General features: G+C 68.6%; 16 protein-coding genes. 9 read left to right on the top strand and 7 right to left on the bottom strand.

What is annotated here, in order from left to right; genetic code table 11:
• Nucleotides 1-149: 149 nt before the first annotated feature.
• Entirely contained in the window at nucleotides 150-1,424 is a 1,275-nt protein-coding gene (locus tag ETD86_RS16035; protein ID WP_246147932.1) for an ABC transporter substrate-binding protein, read from the top strand.
• On the opposite strand, the gene ETD86_RS16030 is transcribed toward ETD86_RS16035, so the two are convergent.
• Complete coding sequence (locus tag ETD86_RS16030; protein WP_138666950.1) at nucleotides 1,421-2,263, bottom strand: hypothetical protein; 843 nt, start codon at nucleotides 2,261-2,263, stop codon at nucleotides 1,421-1,423. The two genes, ETD86_RS16035 and ETD86_RS16030, sit on opposite strands and share 4 nt — an antisense overlap.
• A 188-nt stretch (nucleotides 2,264-2,451) precedes the next feature.
• Between ETD86_RS16030 and ETD86_RS16025 the strand changes: the two genes are divergently transcribed.
• Complete coding sequence (locus ETD86_RS16025) at nucleotides 2,452-3,747, top strand: ABC transporter substrate-binding protein (protein WP_138666949.1); 1,296 nt, start codon at nucleotides 2,452-2,454, stop codon at nucleotides 3,745-3,747.
• 46 nt (nucleotides 3,748-3,793) lie between these two features.
• Here ETD86_RS16025 and ETD86_RS16020 read toward each other — a convergent pair whose 3' ends face one another.
• From ETD86_RS16020 to ETD86_RS15995, 6 genes are all read right to left on the bottom strand, one after another.
• Nucleotides 3,794-4,183: a hypothetical protein gene (locus ETD86_RS16020; RefSeq protein ID WP_138666948.1), complete on the bottom strand. Its 390-nt coding sequence runs from the start codon at nucleotides 4,181-4,183 to the stop codon at nucleotides 3,794-3,796.
• Between the two features lie 63 nt (nucleotides 4,184-4,246).
• Nucleotides 4,247-5,029: an ABC transporter ATP-binding protein gene (locus tag ETD86_RS16015; RefSeq protein ID WP_138666947.1), complete on the bottom strand. Its 783-nt coding sequence runs from the start codon at nucleotides 5,027-5,029 to the stop codon at nucleotides 4,247-4,249.
• The gene (locus tag ETD86_RS16010; RefSeq protein WP_425465640.1) at nucleotides 5,026-5,949 is read right to left on the bottom strand and encodes an ABC transporter ATP-binding protein; all 924 of its coding nucleotides are present in this window, start codon (nucleotides 5,947-5,949) and stop codon (nucleotides 5,026-5,028) included. Before ETD86_RS16010 ends, ETD86_RS16015 begins: the two co-directional genes overlap by 4 nt.
• Before the next feature lie 4 nt (nucleotides 5,950-5,953).
• Nucleotides 5,954-6,943, bottom strand: a complete 990-nt coding sequence (locus ETD86_RS16005; RefSeq protein ID WP_138666945.1) for a branched-chain amino acid ABC transporter permease — start codon at nucleotides 6,941-6,943, stop codon at nucleotides 5,954-5,956.
• A gap of 12 nt (nucleotides 6,944-6,955) precedes the next feature.
• On the bottom strand, nucleotides 6,956-8,242 hold the full coding sequence (locus ETD86_RS16000) for a branched-chain amino acid ABC transporter permease (protein WP_246147931.1): 1,287 nt from the start codon (nucleotides 8,240-8,242) through the stop codon (nucleotides 6,956-6,958).
• 469 nt (nucleotides 8,243-8,711) lie between these two features.
• The gene (locus tag ETD86_RS15995; RefSeq protein WP_127940588.1) at nucleotides 8,712-9,083 is read right to left on the bottom strand and encodes a PaaI family thioesterase; all 372 of its coding nucleotides are present in this window, start codon (nucleotides 9,081-9,083) and stop codon (nucleotides 8,712-8,714) included.
• A 104-nt stretch (nucleotides 9,084-9,187) separates the two neighbouring features.
• Between ETD86_RS15995 and polA the strand changes: the two genes are divergently transcribed.
• The 7 genes from polA to ETD86_RS56975 all read left to right on the top strand — a co-directional run.
• A complete protein-coding gene (polA, locus tag ETD86_RS15990; protein WP_138666944.1) occupies nucleotides 9,188-11,878 on the top strand; it encodes a DNA polymerase I in 2,691 nt (896 codons plus the stop codon).
• 189 nt (nucleotides 11,879-12,067) lie between these two features.
• A complete protein-coding gene (locus tag ETD86_RS15985) occupies nucleotides 12,068-13,162 on the top strand; it encodes a polysaccharide deacetylase family protein (RefSeq protein WP_138666943.1) in 1,095 nt (364 codons plus the stop codon).
• A gap of 192 nt (nucleotides 13,163-13,354) precedes the next feature.
• On the top strand, nucleotides 13,355-14,839 hold the full coding sequence (rpsA, locus tag ETD86_RS15980; RefSeq protein WP_138666942.1) for a 30S ribosomal protein S1: 1,485 nt from the start codon (nucleotides 13,355-13,357) through the stop codon (nucleotides 14,837-14,839).
• Between the two features lie 197 nt (nucleotides 14,840-15,036).
• Nucleotides 15,037-16,170 carry an epoxide hydrolase family protein gene (locus ETD86_RS15975; protein ID WP_138666941.1) on the top strand — a complete coding sequence of 378 codons (1,134 nt, stop codon included), beginning with the start codon at nucleotides 15,037-15,039 and terminating at the stop codon, nucleotides 16,168-16,170.
• Nucleotides 16,171-16,253: 83 nt separating this feature from the next.
• Nucleotides 16,254-16,727 carry a GNAT family N-acetyltransferase gene (locus tag ETD86_RS15970; protein WP_138666973.1) on the top strand — a complete coding sequence of 158 codons (474 nt, stop codon included), beginning with the start codon at nucleotides 16,254-16,256 and terminating at the stop codon, nucleotides 16,725-16,727.
• 621 nt (nucleotides 16,728-17,348) lie between these two features.
• On the top strand, nucleotides 17,349-17,951 hold the full coding sequence (gene coaE / locus ETD86_RS15960; protein ID WP_138666940.1) for a dephospho-CoA kinase: 603 nt from the start codon (nucleotides 17,349-17,351) through the stop codon (nucleotides 17,949-17,951).
• 167 nt (nucleotides 17,952-18,118) lie between these two features.
• The coding region (locus tag ETD86_RS56975; protein WP_211370081.1) for a hypothetical protein at nucleotides 18,119-18,355 on the top strand (237 nt) is incomplete at its 3' end.

Raw genomic sequence — 18,355 nt, 5'->3', positions numbered from 1 at the left:
GCTCGCGACATTACGAATCTGTATAAAAGCTGGGCAAAAGCCCAAGGCACCCCTCCGAGCCAGGCATGCTGAGCTCGGGAAACACGGCGAAGGAGATCGTTCCTTCGTTGAGATCAGGGGGAGTCTCTTTGATGATTCGCATTGCTCCAGTGGGACGTGTGCTGGCCGTCGCGGCCGCGGCGAGCCTGGCACTGACGGCTTGTGGCGGGGGCGGTGGCGACACGGCGGCCCAGCAGTCCGCGCCGGCCTCCTCGGCCCCTGCCGCCGCCGCGAAGGGCGACGGCACGCTGACGCTCGGCACGGTGCTGCCGCAGACCGGCTCGCTGGCATTCCTCGGCCCGCCTGAGTTCGCCGGGGTCGACCAGGCCGTCAAGGAGATCAACGAGGCCGGCGGCGTGCTCGGCAAGCAGGTCGCGACGATCCACACGGACTCCGGCGACACGACCACGAACATCGCCTCGCAGTCGGTGGACAAGCTGCTCGGTCAGAAGGCCGACGCCATCATCGGCGCGGCCTCATCGTCGGTGTCGGAGTCGATCATCGACAAGATCACCGGGGCCGGTGTGGTGCAGTTCTCGCCGGCCAACACCTCCGACACGTTCACCACGATCAACGACAACGGGCTGTACTTCCGTACGGCGCCGCCGGACAAGCTGCAGGGCCGCGTGCTGGGCGACCTGATCGCCGCCGACGGCAACGACACCGTCGGCATCCTGGCCATGCAGGACTCGTACGGCTCCGGCCTGGCCAACCAGATCGCCAAGACGGCAGAGGAGGCCGGCGCCAGCATCGTCGAGCGGGTGGACTACGACCCGAAGGCCGCGGAGTTCTCGGCCGACGTGGCCAAGATCAAGGCGAAGAACCCGAAGGCGATCGTGCTGATCGGCTTCGAGGAGGGCGCCAAGGTCGTGCAGGAACTGGTCAAGCAGGGCCTGACGGCCGACAAGGTGAAGTGGTACATGGTGGACGGCAACATGTCGAACACCAACTACCTGAAGATGCCCAAGGGCACGCTCAAGGGCGTCAAGGGCACCATCCCGGGCGCCGAGGCCCCCGACGAGTTCAGGAAGAAGCTGCTCGAGGTCAACAAGGACCTGGAGGACTTCACCTACGCCGCGGAGTCGTACGACGCCGCGATCCTGCTCGCCCTGGCCGCCGAGGCGGCCAAGGACGACAGCGGCAGGTCCATCGCGGGCAAGCTCGGCGAGGTCAGCAAGGGCGGCGAGAAGTGCAAGACCTTCAAGGACTGCGCGGACCTGCTCAAGAGCGGCAAGGACATCGACTACGACGGCGTCAGCGGCCCGGTCGAGTTCGACGACGCCGGTGACCCGTCCGTGGCCACGATCGGCGTCTACCAGTACGGGGACGACAACAAGTACCCGGGCAAGGCACTGGAGTACCGCACAGGCAACATCGCGGGCTAATCGCCGAAGCCGCACGCCTTCAGCGCGTAAGCGATGAGGCGGTCCTGCAGCGGCTTGGGCGGCACCACGATGACCACGCGTTCCTCGCCCCCGTCGAGCCTGGCCCGCACGGGGAACAGGAACGCCTTCTTGGCCTCGGCGAACGCGTGCCCGTCGCAGCGGCCTGGAGTGAGCGCGATCGGCGCCTCCAGCCGCTGCGTGGCCGCGTCGAGCGTGCCCAGGGGCTTGCGCTCCGGCGTGACGATGTAGTGGGTGGTGCCGCCCATGTCGTTGAGCGTGACCGCGCCGGGGCCGCGGCGCGTGATGACCAGGTCGCCGCGCATGGCCTTGCCGGACTCCTTCCACTCCGGGCCGAACTCAATGTTCACCGCCTGCTTGATCAGGAACGCCGAGCACTCGTCCCGCAGCAGCCTGGCCAGCAGCGGGTCCGGGTGCGGCACCGGGAAGACCACCTTGCGCGGCTGCCCGGAGCCGGTGCTGACGTGCGCGACGACCGTGGCGGGCTGCACGTCGGGCAGGCCTTGCTTGGAGCAGGCGGCGGCGCCGTACGGGATGCGGAGGTCCGTACGCTCGGTCCGCTTGATGGTGGCGTCGGTCCTGTGCGGCGGGAGCGTGGTGAAGGACGGCGTGACGAGCTGGACGTCGGCGACGTACACGGGCGTGTCAGTCGTGTTGCGGACGGCCACCTGGAGGGTGTGCATGGGCTCGTCAGAGCGCCATTGCGCCAGTGAGACGGACACGCCGGCGGGAGGATCGGCCGGGGGCGGTGAAGCCGGTGCGGAGGTGCTGCAGCCGGCAAGGAGCGTCGCCATGGCGAGGGGCAGCGTTATGCGCTTCACCTGCTGCACATTAAGCCTGCTTGCGCGCGTCCCGTAAGTTGAGGACTGATTACGACTCCGCATCCAAGTGCCGACAGTTCGTCCCTGCCCCTAGTACCAGCATGCTGCGGTTTTATACGTTTCCGTCATTCGATCGGGAACGCTCGGCGGTGCTGACGGATCCCGGCCTGGAATGAAGGAGACACTTCATGATCCGCATTGCTCCCGTGGGGCGGGCGCTGGCTGTCGTGGCTGCCACCAGCCTGGCCCTGACAGCCTGCGGCGGTGGCGGTAGCAACACCGCCACGCAGACCTCGCCATCGGCGCCGGCATCCTCGGCGGCACCCGCCACGAAGGGCGACGGCACTCTCACCCTAGGTACGCTGCTGCCGCAGACCGGCTCGCTCGCCTTCCTCGGCCCGCCCGAGTTCGCCGGGGTCGACCTGGCGCTCAAGGAGATCAACGAGGCCGGCGGCGTGCTCGGCAAGCCGGTCGCCAAGATCGACACGGACTCGGGTGACACGACGACCAACATCGCCTCGCAGTCGGTGGACAAGCTGCTGGCGCAGAAGGCCGACGCCATCATCGGCGCCGCGTCCTCGTCGGTGTCGGAGTCGGTGATCGACAAGATCACCGGTGCGGGCGTGGTGCACTTCTCGCCGGCGAACACCTCTGACGTGTTCACCACGATCAACGACAGGGGTCTGTACTTCCGTACGTCCCCGCCGGACAAGCTGCAGGGCCGCGTGCTCGGCGACCTGATCGTGGCCGACGGCAACGACACCGTCGCCATCCTGGCGATGCAGGACTCCTACGGCACGGGCCTGGCCGACCAGGTGCAGAAGACCGTCACCGACGGCGGCGCCGAAGTGGTCGAGCGTGTCGACTACGACCCGAAGGCCGCCGACTTCTCGGCCGACGTCGCCAAGGTCAAGGCGAAGAACCCGAAGGGCATCGTCCTGATCGGCTTCGAGGAGACCTCCAAGGTCGTGCAGGAGCTCGTCAAGCAGGGCCTGCCGGCCGACAAGCACAAGTGGTACATGGTGGACGGCAACACGTCCAACACGAACTACGTGAAGATGCCTAAGGGCACGCTGACCGGTGTCAAGGGCACCATCCCCGGCGCCGCGGCTCCGGAGGACTTCCAGAAGAAGCTGCTCGAGGTCAACAAGGACCTGGAGGACTTCAGCTACGCCCCCGAGTCGTACGACGCGGCCAACCTCATCGCGCTGGCCGCCGAGGCCGCCAAGAGCGACGCGGGCACCGACATCGCCACCAAGCTGGGCGAGGTCAGCAAGGGCGGCGAGAAGTGCAAGAGCTTCAAGGAGTGCGTCGACCTGCTGAAGGCCGGCAAGGACATCGACTACGACGGCGTCAGCGGTCCGGTCGAGTTCAACGACGCCGGTGACCCGGCGGTCGCCACCATCGGCATCTACCAGTACGGGGACGACAACAAGTACCCGATCAAGGCCCTCGAGTACCGCACCGGCAACATCGCCGGCTAAGCGGTAGACCTCTGGAGAAAGGCCCGGCCATCGGCCGGGCCTTTCGCTATGTGCAGCCCGCCACGATCTGGTCGGCCGCGGCCCGGTACTGCTTCAGCAGCGCCACCTGCCGCTCACGCGGCACGTCGTTCCTGGACAGCCCCGCGGTCGTCGTCCTGACGGTCTCCACAGCCCCCTTCAGCGAGGCGGGCAGCCGGTCGCCGAACTGCAGCGTGATCCCGCGGGCCTCGGCCAGGCGGCCGATCACGGCGTCCTCGAAGTGCTGCCGCTCCTCCCGCCCCTTCGGCTCCAGCATGAGGTTCGCGTACCCGATGGCGGACACCACCCGGGCGCAGGGGCTGTCCGACGGGTCGCCGCCGGTGCTGTACTGCTCCCTGGCGGGCGCAGGGGAGCATCCGGCCACCAGGATGAGCGCCACTGCCGCAAAACGTCTCACAGTGCACATTAAAGAACGGCGCAGGGGCTCGAGGGAGCCCCTGCGCCGTTCTCCAACGGTGATTTATGCCTTGGCCAGCGTGCCCAGGTACAGCTCGATGACCTTCGGGTCGTTGGCCAGTTGCTGACCGGTGCCGGTGTAGGCGTTGCGGCCCTGGTCGAGGACATAACCGCGGTGGCAGATCTGCAGGCAGCGGCGCGCGTTCTGCTCCACCATGATGATGGTGACGCCGGCCTTGTTGATCTGCTGGGCCTGGATGAACACCAGGTCCTGCAGCTTGGGCGACAGGCCCGCTGACGGCTCGTCGAGCAGCAGCACCGACGGCTCGGTCATCAGGGCCCTGGCCATCGCCACCATCTGCCGCTCACCGCCGGACAGGGACCCGGCGCGTTGCTTGCGCCGCTCCTTGAGCGCGGGGAACAGCTCGGCCACGAACTCGAACCGCTCCTTGAACTTCCCCGGCACCTGGAAGGCGCCCATCTCGAGGTTCTCCTCGATGGTGAGGCTGGGGAAGACGTTGTTGGTCTGCGGCACGTAGCCGACGCCGCGGGAGACCAGCGAGTGCGCCTTCATGTTCGTGATGTTCTCACCCTTGAGCAGCACCGTGCCGCTGCGGATGTTGACCAGTCCGAAGATGGCCTTGAGCAGCGTCGACTTTCCGGCGCCGTTGGGACCGATGATGCCGATCAGCTCGCCCTCTTTGACGTAGAGGTCGGAGCCGTTGAGGATGTTGACGCCCGGCAGGTAGCCGGCGATCAGCTCGTCGCACCGCAGGACGGCGTCCTCGGCGCCCTCCAGGTGGGCGCTGCGGTCGGTGATGGCCGCCTGGGATTCAGGGACGGTCACTTCTGCGTCTCCTCTTCGATCTCGGCCTCCAGCGCCGCCTCAGCCTCGTGCAGCTGCGCCTCCAGCTCGCTCTCCGAGAGCGGAGCGTCGTGGTGGGCGCCCAGGTAGGCGTCGATCACGCGCTCGTCGGACATGATCGTCGACGGCGGGCCCTCGGCGATCACCATGCCCTGCGCCATGACGATCACCCAGTCGCTGATGTCGCGGACCATGTCCATGTCGTGCTCGACGAACAGCACCGTCATGCCCTGCTGGCGCAGGTCCTTGACGTGGCCGAGCAGCGACTGGGTCAGCGCCGGGTTCACGCCCGCCATCGGCTCGTCGAGCATGACCAGCTCGGGCCGGACCATGAGCGCGCGCGCCATCTCCAGCAGCTTGCGCTGGCCGCCGGAGAGCGACCCGGCGAAGTCGTCGCGCTTGGCGTCGAGCTTGAAGCGGGCCAGCAGCTCCTCGGCCCGCTCGGTGATCTCGTCCTCCTGCTTGCGCCAGAGGGGCGGCAGGAGGGCGTGCCAGAAGCTCTCGCCCACCTGGTGCTGGGCGCCCAGGCGCATGTTCTCCATGACCGTCAGCCTGGACAGCGCCTTGGTGAGCTGGAACGTGCGCACCATGCCGCTCCTGGCGACCCTGTGCGCCGGCACGCCGTTCATGGCGCGGCCGTTGAACGTCCACGCGCCCGCGTCGGCGGTGTCGAAACCGGTGAGCTGGTTGAAGAACGTGGTCTTGCCCGCCCCGTTGGGGCCGATCAGCGCCGTGATGGAGCCGCGCTGGACCTCGACGTGGTCCACGTCGACGGCGGTCAGGCCGCCGAAGCGGCGCACGACCTTGTCCACCACCAGGATCGGGTCCGGCTTGGGTACACCAGGCTCGCGCGCCATGTCTTTGAACGCGGCCAGCGCCGCGGCTTTCGCGCTGGCGGTCATCGTGTCATCGCGCATCGATGGCGATCTCCCTCTTGTCACCGAAGATGCCCTGCGGCCGGGCGACCAGCAACAGGATGAAGCCTAGACCAACCAGGGCGTAACGGACGGGGCCCACCTGGATGTTGGTCATGAACGGGATGTACCCGTTGGCCACAAGCTCCGCCAGCAGGTTGCCCACGAAGACGAACAGGACCCAGAAGATCATCGCGCCGACGACCGGGCCGAAAACGCGGGCGGCGCCGCCGAGGATGACGATGGTGTACGCGAAGAACGTCATCTCCGTACCGAACACGTCGGGCTGCACGGACCCGTTGTAGAGGCCGTAGAAGAAGCCGCCGAAACAGCCGATGATCCCTCCCAGCATCAGCGACTGCATCTTGTAGGCGAAGACGTTCTTGCCGAGGGCGCGCACGGCGTCCTCGTCCTCACGGATCGCCTTGAGCACGCGGCCCCATGGGCTCCTCATGAGCAGGAAGACCACCAGGCAGCAGAGCAGCACGACCGCCCATCCGACCGTGAGCAGCCACATCGTGCGCTCGTCGAAGCCGAACGGGCCTATGCCGTAACGGCCGGGGTCGTAGAGGAAGTTCATCGCGTAGAAGTCGCCGTTGAAGCCGCGCCGGCCGTCGGAGCCACCGAAGATGTCCTTGAAGTACACCGAGCGGAAGACGAGCCGGATGATCTCGGCCGCGGCGATGGTCACGATCGCCAGGTAGTCGGCGCGCAGTTGCAGCGTCGGGATGCCCATCAGGAGCGCCAGGAGCGCCGCGGCAGCCAGGCCGACGAGGACGCCGACCACGAACGGCAGGTTGAAGACGACGACCGTGACGGCCAGGCCGTACCCGGCCACGGCCATGAACGCCGCCTGGCCGAAGTTGAGCAGGCCGGTGTAGCCGAAGTGAATGTTGACGCCGATCGCGGCCAGGCCGTACACCACGGTCTCCCAGCCGATGGCGGCGTGGACGGTGGTGCTGAGAATCGTGAGCCAGTCCATGTGTTACCCCCGTCACCCGATCCGCTCGCGGCGGCCCAGGATCCCCTGCGGCCGGAAGAGAAGCACGATGATGAGCACGGCCAGCGCCCCGACGGACTTCAGCTCCGGCGGTACCCACAGCGTGGACACCTGGATGAACACGCCCACAACGAGCGAGCCGACCAGGGCTCCGAAGGCCGTGCCGAGCCCGCCGAGCGTGACGCCCGCGAAGATCAGCAGCAGGATGTCCTGGCCCATGGTGAACTTCAGCGACTGCGACAGGCCGAGCATGACGCCGGCCAGCGCGGCGATGGCGGCGCCCGCGGTCCAGATGATGCGGATGACGCGGTCGACGTTGATGCCGGAGGAGGCGGCCAGGGCCGGGTTGTCGGCCACGGCGCGCGCCGCCTTGCCGGTGCGGGTCTTCATGAGGGCGATGCCCACGATGACGAGGACCGTGAGCTCGATGCCGATGGCCCAGAAGTTCTTCGGCGCGGCGGTGATCGGGCCGACCGTGATGCCGGGCTGCGTGACGTAGTCGTTGAAGTTCTCGGTCTGCGGGCCGAAGAAGAACTGCAGGAGGTTCCGCAGCAGGATCGCCACACCGATCGAGATGATCATCATGGCGATGGTGCCGGTGCCGCGCTTGCGCAGCTGGCCCCAGAACAGCCGGTCCTGACCGTAGCCGAGCGCGCCCGCGACTATGACGGCGATGATCGCGGCGGGGATCAGCTGAATGCCGAAGCCGACGTTGAAGGCATAGGCGATGACCGCGCCGAGCGTGATCAGCTCACCGTGGGCGAAGTTCGTCAGGCCGGTCGTGCCGTAGATGAGCGACAGGCCGAGCGCGCCCAGGGCGATGATCAGTCCGAGGTTGACGCCCTCGAACGTCAGCTGCGCGGCCTGCTGCCAGAACGTGGTCCCGCCGTCGCTCTGCGGCGCCTGGCCGGGAGCGGCCTTCGGCTGCAGCGCGAACAGGACGGTGGAGCAGTTGCCCTCGTAGACCGTCGGCGTGCGGACGTTGTTGCCGCCGCGCACTTCGGCGTTCTGCGGAAGGCTGCCGACATCCAAGGTCACCTTGTACTTGCCCGGCTGCTCGACCTGAACGTCCCAGATGCCTTGAGCATTGGTGGTGGCCTCCTTGACGGGTTGCCCGCCTTCGGTGGTCACCGCGATTTTGGCGCCGTTCACTGGCTGGCCTTGGAGTTTGAGTGTCCCCCTCAGTCCCTGGCAATCGGCGGGACCCGCGTGGGCGGGTCCGGCCAGCAGGAAGATGAGTCCACCCAGGAAGGCCGTGAACGCGATCACGGCTCTGCGCAATGGTGCTCCCTCAAAGTTAGGTCAAGGCGGGGTTGTGCCCCTCCATCTCGACACGCGCGCATCGCAGGCAACTGGGATGCAATGGCGGGAGCCTATGCCGGTGCCGCCCGGTTCAGTACCGTTCGTCACCAATTAGTGACAACTGCGTGTCACTCATGTGAGGAAATAACACGCCAGGTCAGGGGCTAAATCTAGGTAGACGCCTGGCGTCGGCGGGATACGGATCGATAACGATCAGGGGGAATCTTGGACGAGCCCGCGGGGTGGCCTTTGGGGCCGTGCACGGAACATCCCGCGAATGCGGGGCCGACGCGTAATCTACCGGGCCTCCCCGCGGACTCGCGGGAACGTCCCCGCAAGCGGGGGCCGACACGTTATCTACTGGGCCTCCCCGCAGACTCGCCCGTCCGGACAACCGTAGCGAGCCGTGGGGGCGATGCGCAAAGGATCGGGAGAAGTGACCCGAGGGTCAGCGGTCGCGCAGCATGCAGGTGAGGCGGGAGGTGCAGACGCGTCGTCCCTGCTCATCGGTGATCTCGATGTCGTACGTCGCCAAAGTGCGCCCGCCGTGCAATCTGGTCGCGACACCTGTGACATACCCCGACGACGCCGCGCGGTGGTGGGTCGCGTTGATCTCGATGCCCAGGGCGAGGCGGTCGGGACCGGCGTGGATGGCCGCGGCCACCGAGCCCAGCGTCTCGGCGAGCACCGCCGAGGCGCCGCCGTGCAGCAGCCCGTACGGCTGCGTGTTGCCCTCCACCGGCATCCGGCCCACGACCCGCTCAGGGCCGGCCTCGAGAAACTCGATCCCCATGCGCTGGGCCAGCGTGCCGTCGTGCATGCCGCTCAGGACAAGGAGATCCTGGGGGTTCGTCTGCGTCAAAGGGACGTCTCCACTCTTCCGAGCTCAGGTTTTCTGTCGCAGTCGCAGACTAGGCTGCGGGTGTGCCGAAGAGTGAAGTGACCCCCAACCGCCCGTGCCTGTTGCTGCTCGACGGGCATTCGCTGGCCTACCGCGCGTTCTACGCGCTCAAGGACGCCAACCTCATGACCACCGACGGTCAGCACACCGAGGCGGTCTACGGGTTCACCTCGATGCTGACCAACATCCTGCGCGACGAGCAGCCGACCCACGTGGCGGTGGCCTTCGACAGGTCGGAGCCGACGTTCCGCCATGAGGAATACTCCGACTACAAGGCCAACAGGAGCGAGACGCCGGAGGACTTCCGCGGCCAGATGCAGCTCATCTTCGAGCTGCTCGACACCGTCCGCATCCCGCGCCTGTCCAAGGCCGGGTTCGAGGCCGACGACCTCATCGCCACGCTCGCCACCCGCGCCTCCGCGCAGGGGATGAACGTTCTCATCGTCACCGGCGACCGCGATGCGCTGCAGCTGGTCAACGAGCACGTCACCGTCCTGATGACACGGCGCGGCATCAGCGACATGACCAGGTTCACACCCGAGGCGGTCGAGGAGAAATACGGCCTGACCCCGGCGCAATACCCGGACTTCGCGGCCCTGCGCGGCGACCCCAGCGACAACCTGCTGAGCATCCCCAGCGTGGGGGAGAAGACCGCGGCCAAGTGGGTGCGCGAGTTCGGCTCCCTGACGGACCTCGTCGACCGGGTCGACGAGGTCAAGGGCAAGGTCGGCGACAAGCTGCGCGAGCACGTCGCCCAGGTGCTGATGAACCGGCGGCTCACCGAGCTGCTGCGCGACGTCCCGCTGGAGGTCGAGCTCGAGGACCTCAAGCAGGGCACCTGGGAGCGCGAGGAGATCAACAAGCTGTTCGACACCCTGCAGATCCGCGGTGAGCTGCGCGAACGCGTGTTCAAGGTGCTCGGCACCGGCGAGCAGGAGCCCGACCAGGGTTTCGAGGTCGAGACCGTGCTCCTCGGCCCCGACCGCGTGGCAGGCTGGCTGGCCGCGCTGCCCGAGGGCCGCGCCGGGCTCGCCTTCAAGGGCGTCTACGGCAGCGGCACCGGGCGCATCGACTCCATCGCCATCGCCTCGCCCGCCGGCGCCGCCGCCCACATCGACCCCATCAAGCTCACTGAGGCCGACGAGGCCGCCCTGCGGGCCTGGCTCGCCGACGACACCAAGCCCAAGGCCGTGCACGACGCCAAGGGGCCCATCCTGGCCCTCTGGGCGCAGGGCATGGAGCTGCGCGGCCTCAGCTGCGACACCGCCCTGGCCGCCTACCTGGCGATGCCGGGGCAGCGCACGTTCGCGCTGGAGGACCTGGCCCGCCGCTACCTCAACCGCGACCTGCGGGCCGAGGAGGAGTCCACCGGCCAGGCCGCGCTGTTCGGCGACGACGAGGACGCCCCGGCCAAGGACCTCGCGCTGCGCGCCCACGCCGTGCGCGAGCTCGCCGAGGCCCTGGAGCGGTTCCTCGCCGGGCGTGGCGGCACCCACCTGCTCGGCGACGTGGAGCTGCCGCTGCTGGGCGTGCTGGCCGAGCTGGAGCGCGCGGGCATCGCCGTCGACAGCGAATACTTCGCCGGCCTGGAGGCCGAGTTCGGCGCCGCGGTCAAGCACGCCGTGGAGGAGGCACACCGCGCTGTCGGCGAGCAGTTCAACCTGGGCTCGCCCAAGCAACTGCAGGAGATCCTCTTCACCAAGCTCAAGCTGCCCAAGACGAAGCCGATCAAGACCGGCTACAGCACCGACGCCGACCAGCTCGCCTGGCTCGCCACCCAGACCGACCACGAGCTGCCGACGATCATGCTGCGCCACCGTGACCAGCAGAAGCTGCGCACCACGGTCGAAGGGTTGATCAAGGAGATCGGCGACGACGGCCGCATCCACACCACGTTCAACCAGATCATCGCCGCAACGGGACGGCTGTCCTCGGAGAAGCCCAACCTGCAGAACATCCCGATCCGCACCGCCGAGGGCCGCCGCATCCGGCAGGGCTTCGTCGTCGGCGAGGGCTACGAGACGCTGCTGACGGCCGACTACAGCCAGATCGAGCTGCGCATCATGGCCCACCTGTCGGGCGACGAGGCGCTGATCGCCGCCTTCGAGTCCGGGCACGACTTCCACCAGGCCACCGCGGCGCGCGTGTTCGACCTGCCGCCCGAGCAGGTCGACGGCGACCTGCGGGCCCGCATCAAGGCGATGAACTACGGCCTGGCCTACGGCCTGTCCGACTTTGGGCTGGCCGGGCAGCTCAACATCGCGGTGTCGGAGGCGCGGGCGCTGAAGGAGGAATACTTCGAGGAGTTCGGCGGGGTGCGCGACTTCCTGCACGCCATCGTCTCCCAGGCGCGCATCGACGGCTACACCGAGACCATCATGGGCCGCCGCCGCTACCTGCCCGACCTCACCAGCGACAACCGCCAGCGCCGCGAGATGGCCGAGCGGATGGCGCTCAACGCCCCCATCCAGGGGTCGGCCGCCGACATCATCAAGGTCGCCATGCTCCATGTGCATCAGGCGATCCGCGAGGAGAAGCTGGCCTCCAGGATGTTGCTGCAGGTCCACGACGAGCTCGTCTTCGAGGTCGCGCCAGGGGAGCTGGAGCAGCTCAAGCAGCTCGTGTGCGACCAGATGAACGCCGCCTACCACCTGCGGGTGCCGCTGGAGGTCTCCGTGGGTGTCGGCCGCACCTGGGAGGACGCCGGGCACTGACCTTTCCGCGCGGCCGCTCGGGAGGCTGGAGCCGGGGTGCCGGCCTCTCGCGCCGGCCGCTCGGGAGGGTGAGCAGGCGCGCCGGCCGCTCGGGGCGCCTGTGTCCTGCACTGGCCGCTCGCGGAGCCTGGCCTTAGGGCGATCTGCACTACTCTGGAGTGTCTTTTACCCCAGCGGCACGGGAGTGTTGTGCGGATATCAGCGTCCCTCACGCGGATCATCGGCATCGCGAACGTCCTCGTGATCACTGTGGCGATCATCGGGCTGAGCCTCATGCCGTCCGGGGACCGGCCGCACGTCAAGCCACCGGTCGAGGCCAAGGTGCAGAACACCGTCCCGCCGCTCACCCCGACGCCGGTCGGCCAGCCGCCCGGGGTGGTGGCCACGCCCGAGTTCGCCAAGCAGGTCGGCGCCAACGAGTCAGGGCTGGTGCCGGTCCTGATGTACCACCGGATCCTCCGCAAGCGGATGGCCTCACTCGACCGCACGCCCGTCCAGCTCAGGAAGGAGCTGGAGAAGCTGGCGAAGCGGGGGTACGTGCCGATCAGCGCCAGGGAGTTCGCCACCGGCGACATCCATGTGCCGGCGGGCAAGTTCCCGGTGGTGCTGACGTTCGACGACGGGCATCCCAGCCACTTCGCGCTGGACGCGAGCGGCAACCCCGCTCCTGACACGGCCGTGGCCGTGATCCAGGACGTGGCCGCCCGATACCCGGGGTTCCGGCCGGTCGCCACGTTCTGGATCAACAAGGAGCCGTTCGGGCTGCGCGACCACGCCTCCCAGGCCGCCGCCGTACGGTGGCTGGTCGAGCACGGCTACGAGGTGGCCAACCACACCTGGGGCCACCCCAACCTGCGCGCGCTCAAGAGGAAGCGGGTCCGCGAGCAGATCGTCCGGCTCGAGCGTCTGCTCAAGAAGCTCGGCATGCCGCCGTCCAAGACCATGGCGCTGCCGTACGGGTCGTTACCGCGCGACAAGAAGGCGGCTCGGACCGGGGCTTGGGATGGCACACGGTATGATTTCGCCGGCGTGTTCCTCGCCGGAGCGGAGCCGTCGCTTTCGCCCTACGCGAAAAAATTTGATCGAGGGGCGATCCAGCGGATCCAGAGCAACGGCAAGAAGGGCGAGTGCCGCAAGTGGTGCTCGCAATACTGGCTGGACTGGCTGGACAGGCACCCTGGCGAGCGCTACGTCTCCGATGGAGACCCCGACCGGATCTCCATGCCGGAGCGACTTCGGGGTAATATCGACGCCAAGCGAGGGCTCCAGGTCATCGCGTACTGATGGCTCCTTGGATTGACCTCGCGCGTCAGGTCTCATATGCTGATCGCTGCGCTGTGGGCTCGCGCGCGCCTCAGACGGAGCGGGCTCGCGCTCGGTCACGTCGATGTCGTCATTCCTCGGCTTGATGCGGAAGAGGGCCTGCCGCGCATCCGCCACATCGACATCCTGTCCGCGTTCGGAGCAATTCCACACATGACGTCCAGCACTGAGGCCACCTCGAGCACCCCGCAGGTAGCGGTCAACGACATCGGGTCCGAGGAAGCCTTCCTCGCCGCGATCGACGAGACCATCAAGTACTTCAACGACGGTGACATTGTTGAGGGCACCGTCGTCAAGGTCGATCGAGACGAGGTCCTTCTCGATATCGGCTACAAGACCGAGGGTGTCATCCCCTCGCGTGAGCTTTCCATCAAGCACGATGTCGATCCCGCTGACGTCGTGGAAGTCGGCGAACACGTCGAGGCCCTGGTTCTCCAGAAGGAGGACAAGGAGGGCCGGCTGATCCTGTCCAAGAAGCGCGCCCAGTACGAGCGCGCCTGGGGCACGATCGAGAAGATCAAGGACGAGGACGGCATCGTCACCGGCACCGTCATCGAGGTCGTCAAGGGTGGTCTCATCCTCGACATCGGCCTCCGTGGCTTCCTCCCGGCGTCCCTGGTCGAGATGCGCCGTGTCCGCGACCTGCAGCCGTACGTCGGCCGTGAGCTCGAGGCCAAGATCATAGAGCTCGACAAGAACCGCAACAACGTGGTCCTGTCGCGCCGTGCCTGGCTCGAGCAGACGCAGTCGGAGGTCCGCCAGACCTTCCTCAACACCCTCCAGAAGGGTCAGGTCCGCAAGGGCGTCGTCTCCTCGATCGTCAACTTCGGCGCCTTCGTCGACCTCGGTGGGGTCGACGGCCTGGTCCACGTGTCCGAGCTGTCCTGGAAGCACATCGACCACCCGTCCGAGGTCGTCGAGGTCGGCCAGGAGGTCACGGTCGAGGTCCTCGACGTCGACATGGAGCGCGAGCGCGTCTCCCTGTCGCTCAAGGCGACCCAGGAAGACCCGTGGCAGCAGTTCGCCCGCACCCACCAGATCGGCCAGGTCGTGCCGGGTCGCGTCACCAAGCTGGTGCCGTTCGGCGCGTTCGTCCGGGTCGAGGAGGGCATCGAGGGCCTGGTCCACATCTCCGAGCTGGCCGAGCGCCACGTGGAGATCCCGGAGCAGGTCGTCCAGGTCGGCGACGAGATCTTTGTCAAGATCATCGACATCGACCTCGACCGTCGCCGCATCAGCCTGTCGCTGAAGCAGGCCAACGAAGGGGTCGGGACCGAGGTCGAGTTCGACCCGACGCTCTACGGCATGGCGGCGACCTACGACGACCAGGGCAACTACATCTACCCCGAGGGCTTCGACCCGGAGACCGGGGAGTGGCTCGAGGGCTTCGACAAGCAGCGCGAGGAGTGGGAGCGGCAGTACGCCGAGGCCCAGCAGCGCTTCGAGGCTCACAAGAAGCAGATCGAGGAGGCCCGCAAGGCCGAGGCCGAGGCGGGCGAAGCCGCTCCCTCGTCCTACAGCGGCGAGACGCAGCCCCAGCAGGGCAGCACCTCGACGTCGGCTCCGGCCAGTGGCGCGCTCGCCTCTGACGAGGCGCTCGCGGCGCTGCGCGAGAAGCTCGCGGGTGGCCAGAGCTAAGGCATCCCAGCCTTCTTGAAAGGCCCCGCACGGGTTGACCGTGCGGGGCCTTTTGCGTGTTCGCCCGGTGGTGGTGCCGGGCCTTCGGTGTGGTCGCCGCCTTGCGGCGTGCGCTCGGGGATGCACCTCATGGCGTTGGCGCGATCGGGAGCTAATGCGGAACGAACCTTGCCGCGTTCGGTCCTAACGTCGTGGGCATGGACGAGATCAACGGTTTCCGCATCGACATCCCGCAGGCCGACATCGACGACCTCAGGGACCGGCTGCGGCGTACCAGATGGGCCGGGCAGCTGCCCGGAGGGTGGGGCCGGGGAGTGCCGGTCGAGTACCTGCGCGAGCTGGCCGCCTATTGGGCCGGCGGGTTCGACTGGCGCGCGCAGGAGGCAAGGCTGAACGTCTTCCCGCAGTTCACCACCGAGATCGACGGGCAGACCATCCACTTCGTGCACGTGCGCTCCCCGGAGCCGGACGCGCTGCCGCTGATCATCACGCACAGCTGGCCGAACTCCGTCGCCGAGTTCCTCGACGTCATCGGCCCGCTCACCGACCCGCGGGCCCACGGGCTCGACCCCGACGTGGCCTTCCACGTGGTCGCGCCGTCGCTGCCCGGGTTCGCGTTCTCGCCGTTCCCGGAGCCCGCCGACGAGCGGCCGTGGAGCATCGAGCGGGTGGCGCGCACGTGGGCCGAGCTGATGCGCAGGCTCGGGTACGACCGGTACGGCGCGCACGGCAACGACGCGGGAGCTCTGGTCACGCCGCAGCTGGCCGCGCTGGACCCCGAGCACGTGGCCGGCGCGGTCATCACGGCCGGGCTCGGCATCCCCACCGGGGACCCCGCCGAGCTCGAGGGGGCGAGCGAGGAGGAGCTGGCCGAGCTGAAGAAGATGGCGGACCTGATGGCCGGCGGCAGCGGCTACGGGCCCTATCTGGCCGCCCGGCCGCAGACGCTCGCCTACGGGTTCGCGGACTCGCCGGTGGCGCAACTGGCCTATCTGGTCGAGCGGTTCAAGGAGTTCGACGGCTGGGGATCGGAGGCCGAGCCCATCGATCGCGACCTGGTGCTGACCAACGCCAGCCTGTACTGGCTGACGGGCACCGGCGGCTCGTCGTCGTGGACGTACTACGAAGGGGCGGCCGGCATGCCGATCGACCAGACGGTGGTGCCGACGGGGACCACCCATGGCGGGCCGGAGCTGCTGCGGCGGATCGCCGAGCGCAAGAACGACATCGTGTACTGGGGAGACGCCCACAGTCCCAGTCACATGGTGGCGATGGCGACGCCCGAGTCGCTGGTGGAGGGCGTCCGCGCATTTTTCCGGGTCATCGGGTAACCGGGTGTGCCCGATCCTCCTGGAGGCTGGCGCAGCCGAGATGTCCGCCGCGGCGACGCCGAACGGATAGGGTGCTGCGCGTGATGATCGAACGAGCGGTGGCGGCGGACGCGGGGGAGATCCTCACCGTGCAGCGGGCCGCGTACGTGAGCGAGGCCCAGCTCTACGGCGACCCGTACATCCTGCCGCTCGTCGAGTCACTGGAGCAGCTGCGGAAGGTCATCGAGACCGCCGTCGTGCTCAAGGCGCTCGACCAGGGCCGGATCGTCGGTGCCGTACGCGGGCAGGTGTCCGGCACCACCTGCGTGGTCGGCCGTCTTGTCGTCGCCCCGGACCGGCAGGGTCAGGGGCTGGGCACGGCCCTGCTGAGCTCGCTGCACGAGGAGGTGCCGGAGGCCACGGCGTTCGACCTGTTCACCGGGCACCTGTCGGAGGCCAACCTGCGGCTCTACCGTCGCCTGGGCTACCGGGAGACGCATCGCGAGCGGATGGACGATCATCTGACGATGGTTCACCTGCGGCGGCCGCGGCCAGATCGATCCCCTCCTCAGCGATGATCATGGCGCGGCCCATGTCGTCGTCGACCCAGCTCCAGCCCCACCGCCACTCCGAGCCGGCCGGATGCTCGGCGTTGAGCCGGGCGAGCACCGGCTGGAGCCTGGACGCGGGCACGACGATCTGGTGCCGGCCCCGCCAGGGGACGTACACGGGCGGGTCGAGCGGCGGCACCGGGACGCCGCGGTCGCGCAGTGCCTCGACGATCCGGGCCGGTTCCAGGCCGAACATGTGCAGCGGCGTCGCCTCCCTGTTCTGCGCCTCGTAGGCCAGCGCGAGCAGCCAGTGCTCGGGCGCCGGGCCCCGGACACCACCGGCCAGCGCCAGGCCGGTGGCGACGCCGTACAGCTTGTGGAAGGCCGGGTTGGCGAAACCGCCCGACCCGTGCCCGGGCCTCGTGCGGCGGTGCGGCATGCACTCCAGCGCCCGCGAGCGGTCCAGCCCGGCCTCGGCGAGCACGCGGGCGGCGATCGAGTCGCCGGCCAGCAGGGCCAGCACGATGTGCGGCGGCCCCACCCAGTCGTCGCCGACCGCCGTGGCCTGGTCGTGCGCCGCCCCTGCGATCGTGGTCGTCATACTTCGATGATGACCCCGTTCGGCAGGATGGTGGATAGGCTTTGCCGGTGTTGAAGATTGGGCTCACCGGCGGCATCGGCTCCGGCAAGAGCGAGGTGTCCAAGCGGCTCGCGGCCAGGGGAGCCGTCGTGATCGACGCCGACAAGATCGCGCGTGAGGTGGTCGAGCCCGGCACGGTCGGCCTGGCGCGGGTGGTGGCCGCGTTCGGGGACGAGGTGCTGCACCCCGACGGGTCGCTCAACAGGGAGAAGCTCGGGTCCATCGTCTTCGCCGACTCCGAGCGGCTGGCGGCGCTCAACGCGATCGTCCATCCGCTGGTGGGGGAGCGGGTGGCCCAGCTGCAGGGCGCGGCGGCCGACGACGCGATCGTCGTGTACGACGTGCCGCTGCTGGCGGAGAACAAGCTGGCCCCGATGTACGACGTGGTCATCGTGGTGGACGCGGCCAACGACGTACGCATCAGGCGGCTGGCCGGGCACCGGGGGATGGCGGAGGCCGACGCCAAGGCGCGCATCGCGGCGCAGGCGAGCCGGGAGGACCGGCTGGCGGTCGCGGACGTCGTGGTCCCGAACGAGGGCTCGCTGGAGGAGCTGGACGCGCGGGTGAGCGAGGTGTGGGAGGAGCTGCGCCGGCGCGCCGCCCGCGGTTGACAGCGCGGCCCCCGGGTTGGGGCGTCGCGCTCAGGCGGCGGCAGGAGCGGCGAGCCTGCGCCCGAGAGCCTGGGAGCCGAGGGACAGCGCCTGAGAGCCTGCGCTAGTCGGCCTCGTCGGCCTCGTCGGACTGGACGGTCGCCGCGGACGGGGAAGCCGTCGGCGGCATGCCGGTCGGGGACCCCCGGGGGCTCGTGGGGCTGCTCACGAGCGTGTCGCTGGTGTGCTGGCTGGCGACGGACGTCTTCCGGGGGCGGACCACGCGCGGGCGGACGGAGCGCGGCCGGGGTTCTCGGGTCCGTGTCACTTGCGCCCCCTGCGGCCGGATCTCCCCCGGAGCGGCCGGAGGGCGGGTGGTCGCCGGGGTGCTGGTGGCCGGAGCGGCAGGCGCCGGGGTGGTGGTG

The sequence above is a fragment of the Nonomuraea turkmeniaca genome (genome assembly GCF_005889735.1).
Lineage (GTDB): Bacteria > Actinomycetota > Actinomycetes > Streptosporangiales > Streptosporangiaceae > Nonomuraea > Nonomuraea turkmeniaca.
This window is presented reverse-complemented; position numbering and strand designations above follow the sequence as displayed.

Excerpts from the sequence above, each read along its gene's own strand:
- ETD86_RS16005 (WP_138666945.1), bottom strand. The coding sequence starts at position 6,943 with ATGGACTGGCTCACGATTCTCAGCACCACCGTCCACGCCGCCATCGGC.
- rpsA (WP_138666942.1), top strand. The coding sequence starts at position 13,355 with ATGACGTCCAGCACTGAGGCCACCTCGAGCACCCCGCAGGTAGCGGTC.
- ETD86_RS15995 (WP_127940588.1), bottom strand. The coding sequence starts at position 9,083 with ATGCACGACGGCACGCTGGCCCAGCGCATGGGGATCGAGTTTCTCGAG.
- ETD86_RS16025 (WP_138666949.1), top strand. The coding sequence starts at position 2,452 with ATGATCCGCATTGCTCCCGTGGGGCGGGCGCTGGCTGTCGTGGCTGCC.
- ETD86_RS16010 (WP_425465640.1), bottom strand. The coding sequence starts at position 5,949 with ATGACCGCCAGCGCGAAAGCCGCGGCGCTGGCCGCGTTCAAAGACATG.
- ETD86_RS15970 (WP_138666973.1), top strand. The coding sequence starts at position 16,254 with ATGATCGAACGAGCGGTGGCGGCGGACGCGGGGGAGATCCTCACCGTG.
- ETD86_RS15975 (WP_138666941.1), top strand. The coding sequence starts at position 15,037 with ATGGACGAGATCAACGGTTTCCGCATCGACATCCCGCAGGCCGACATC.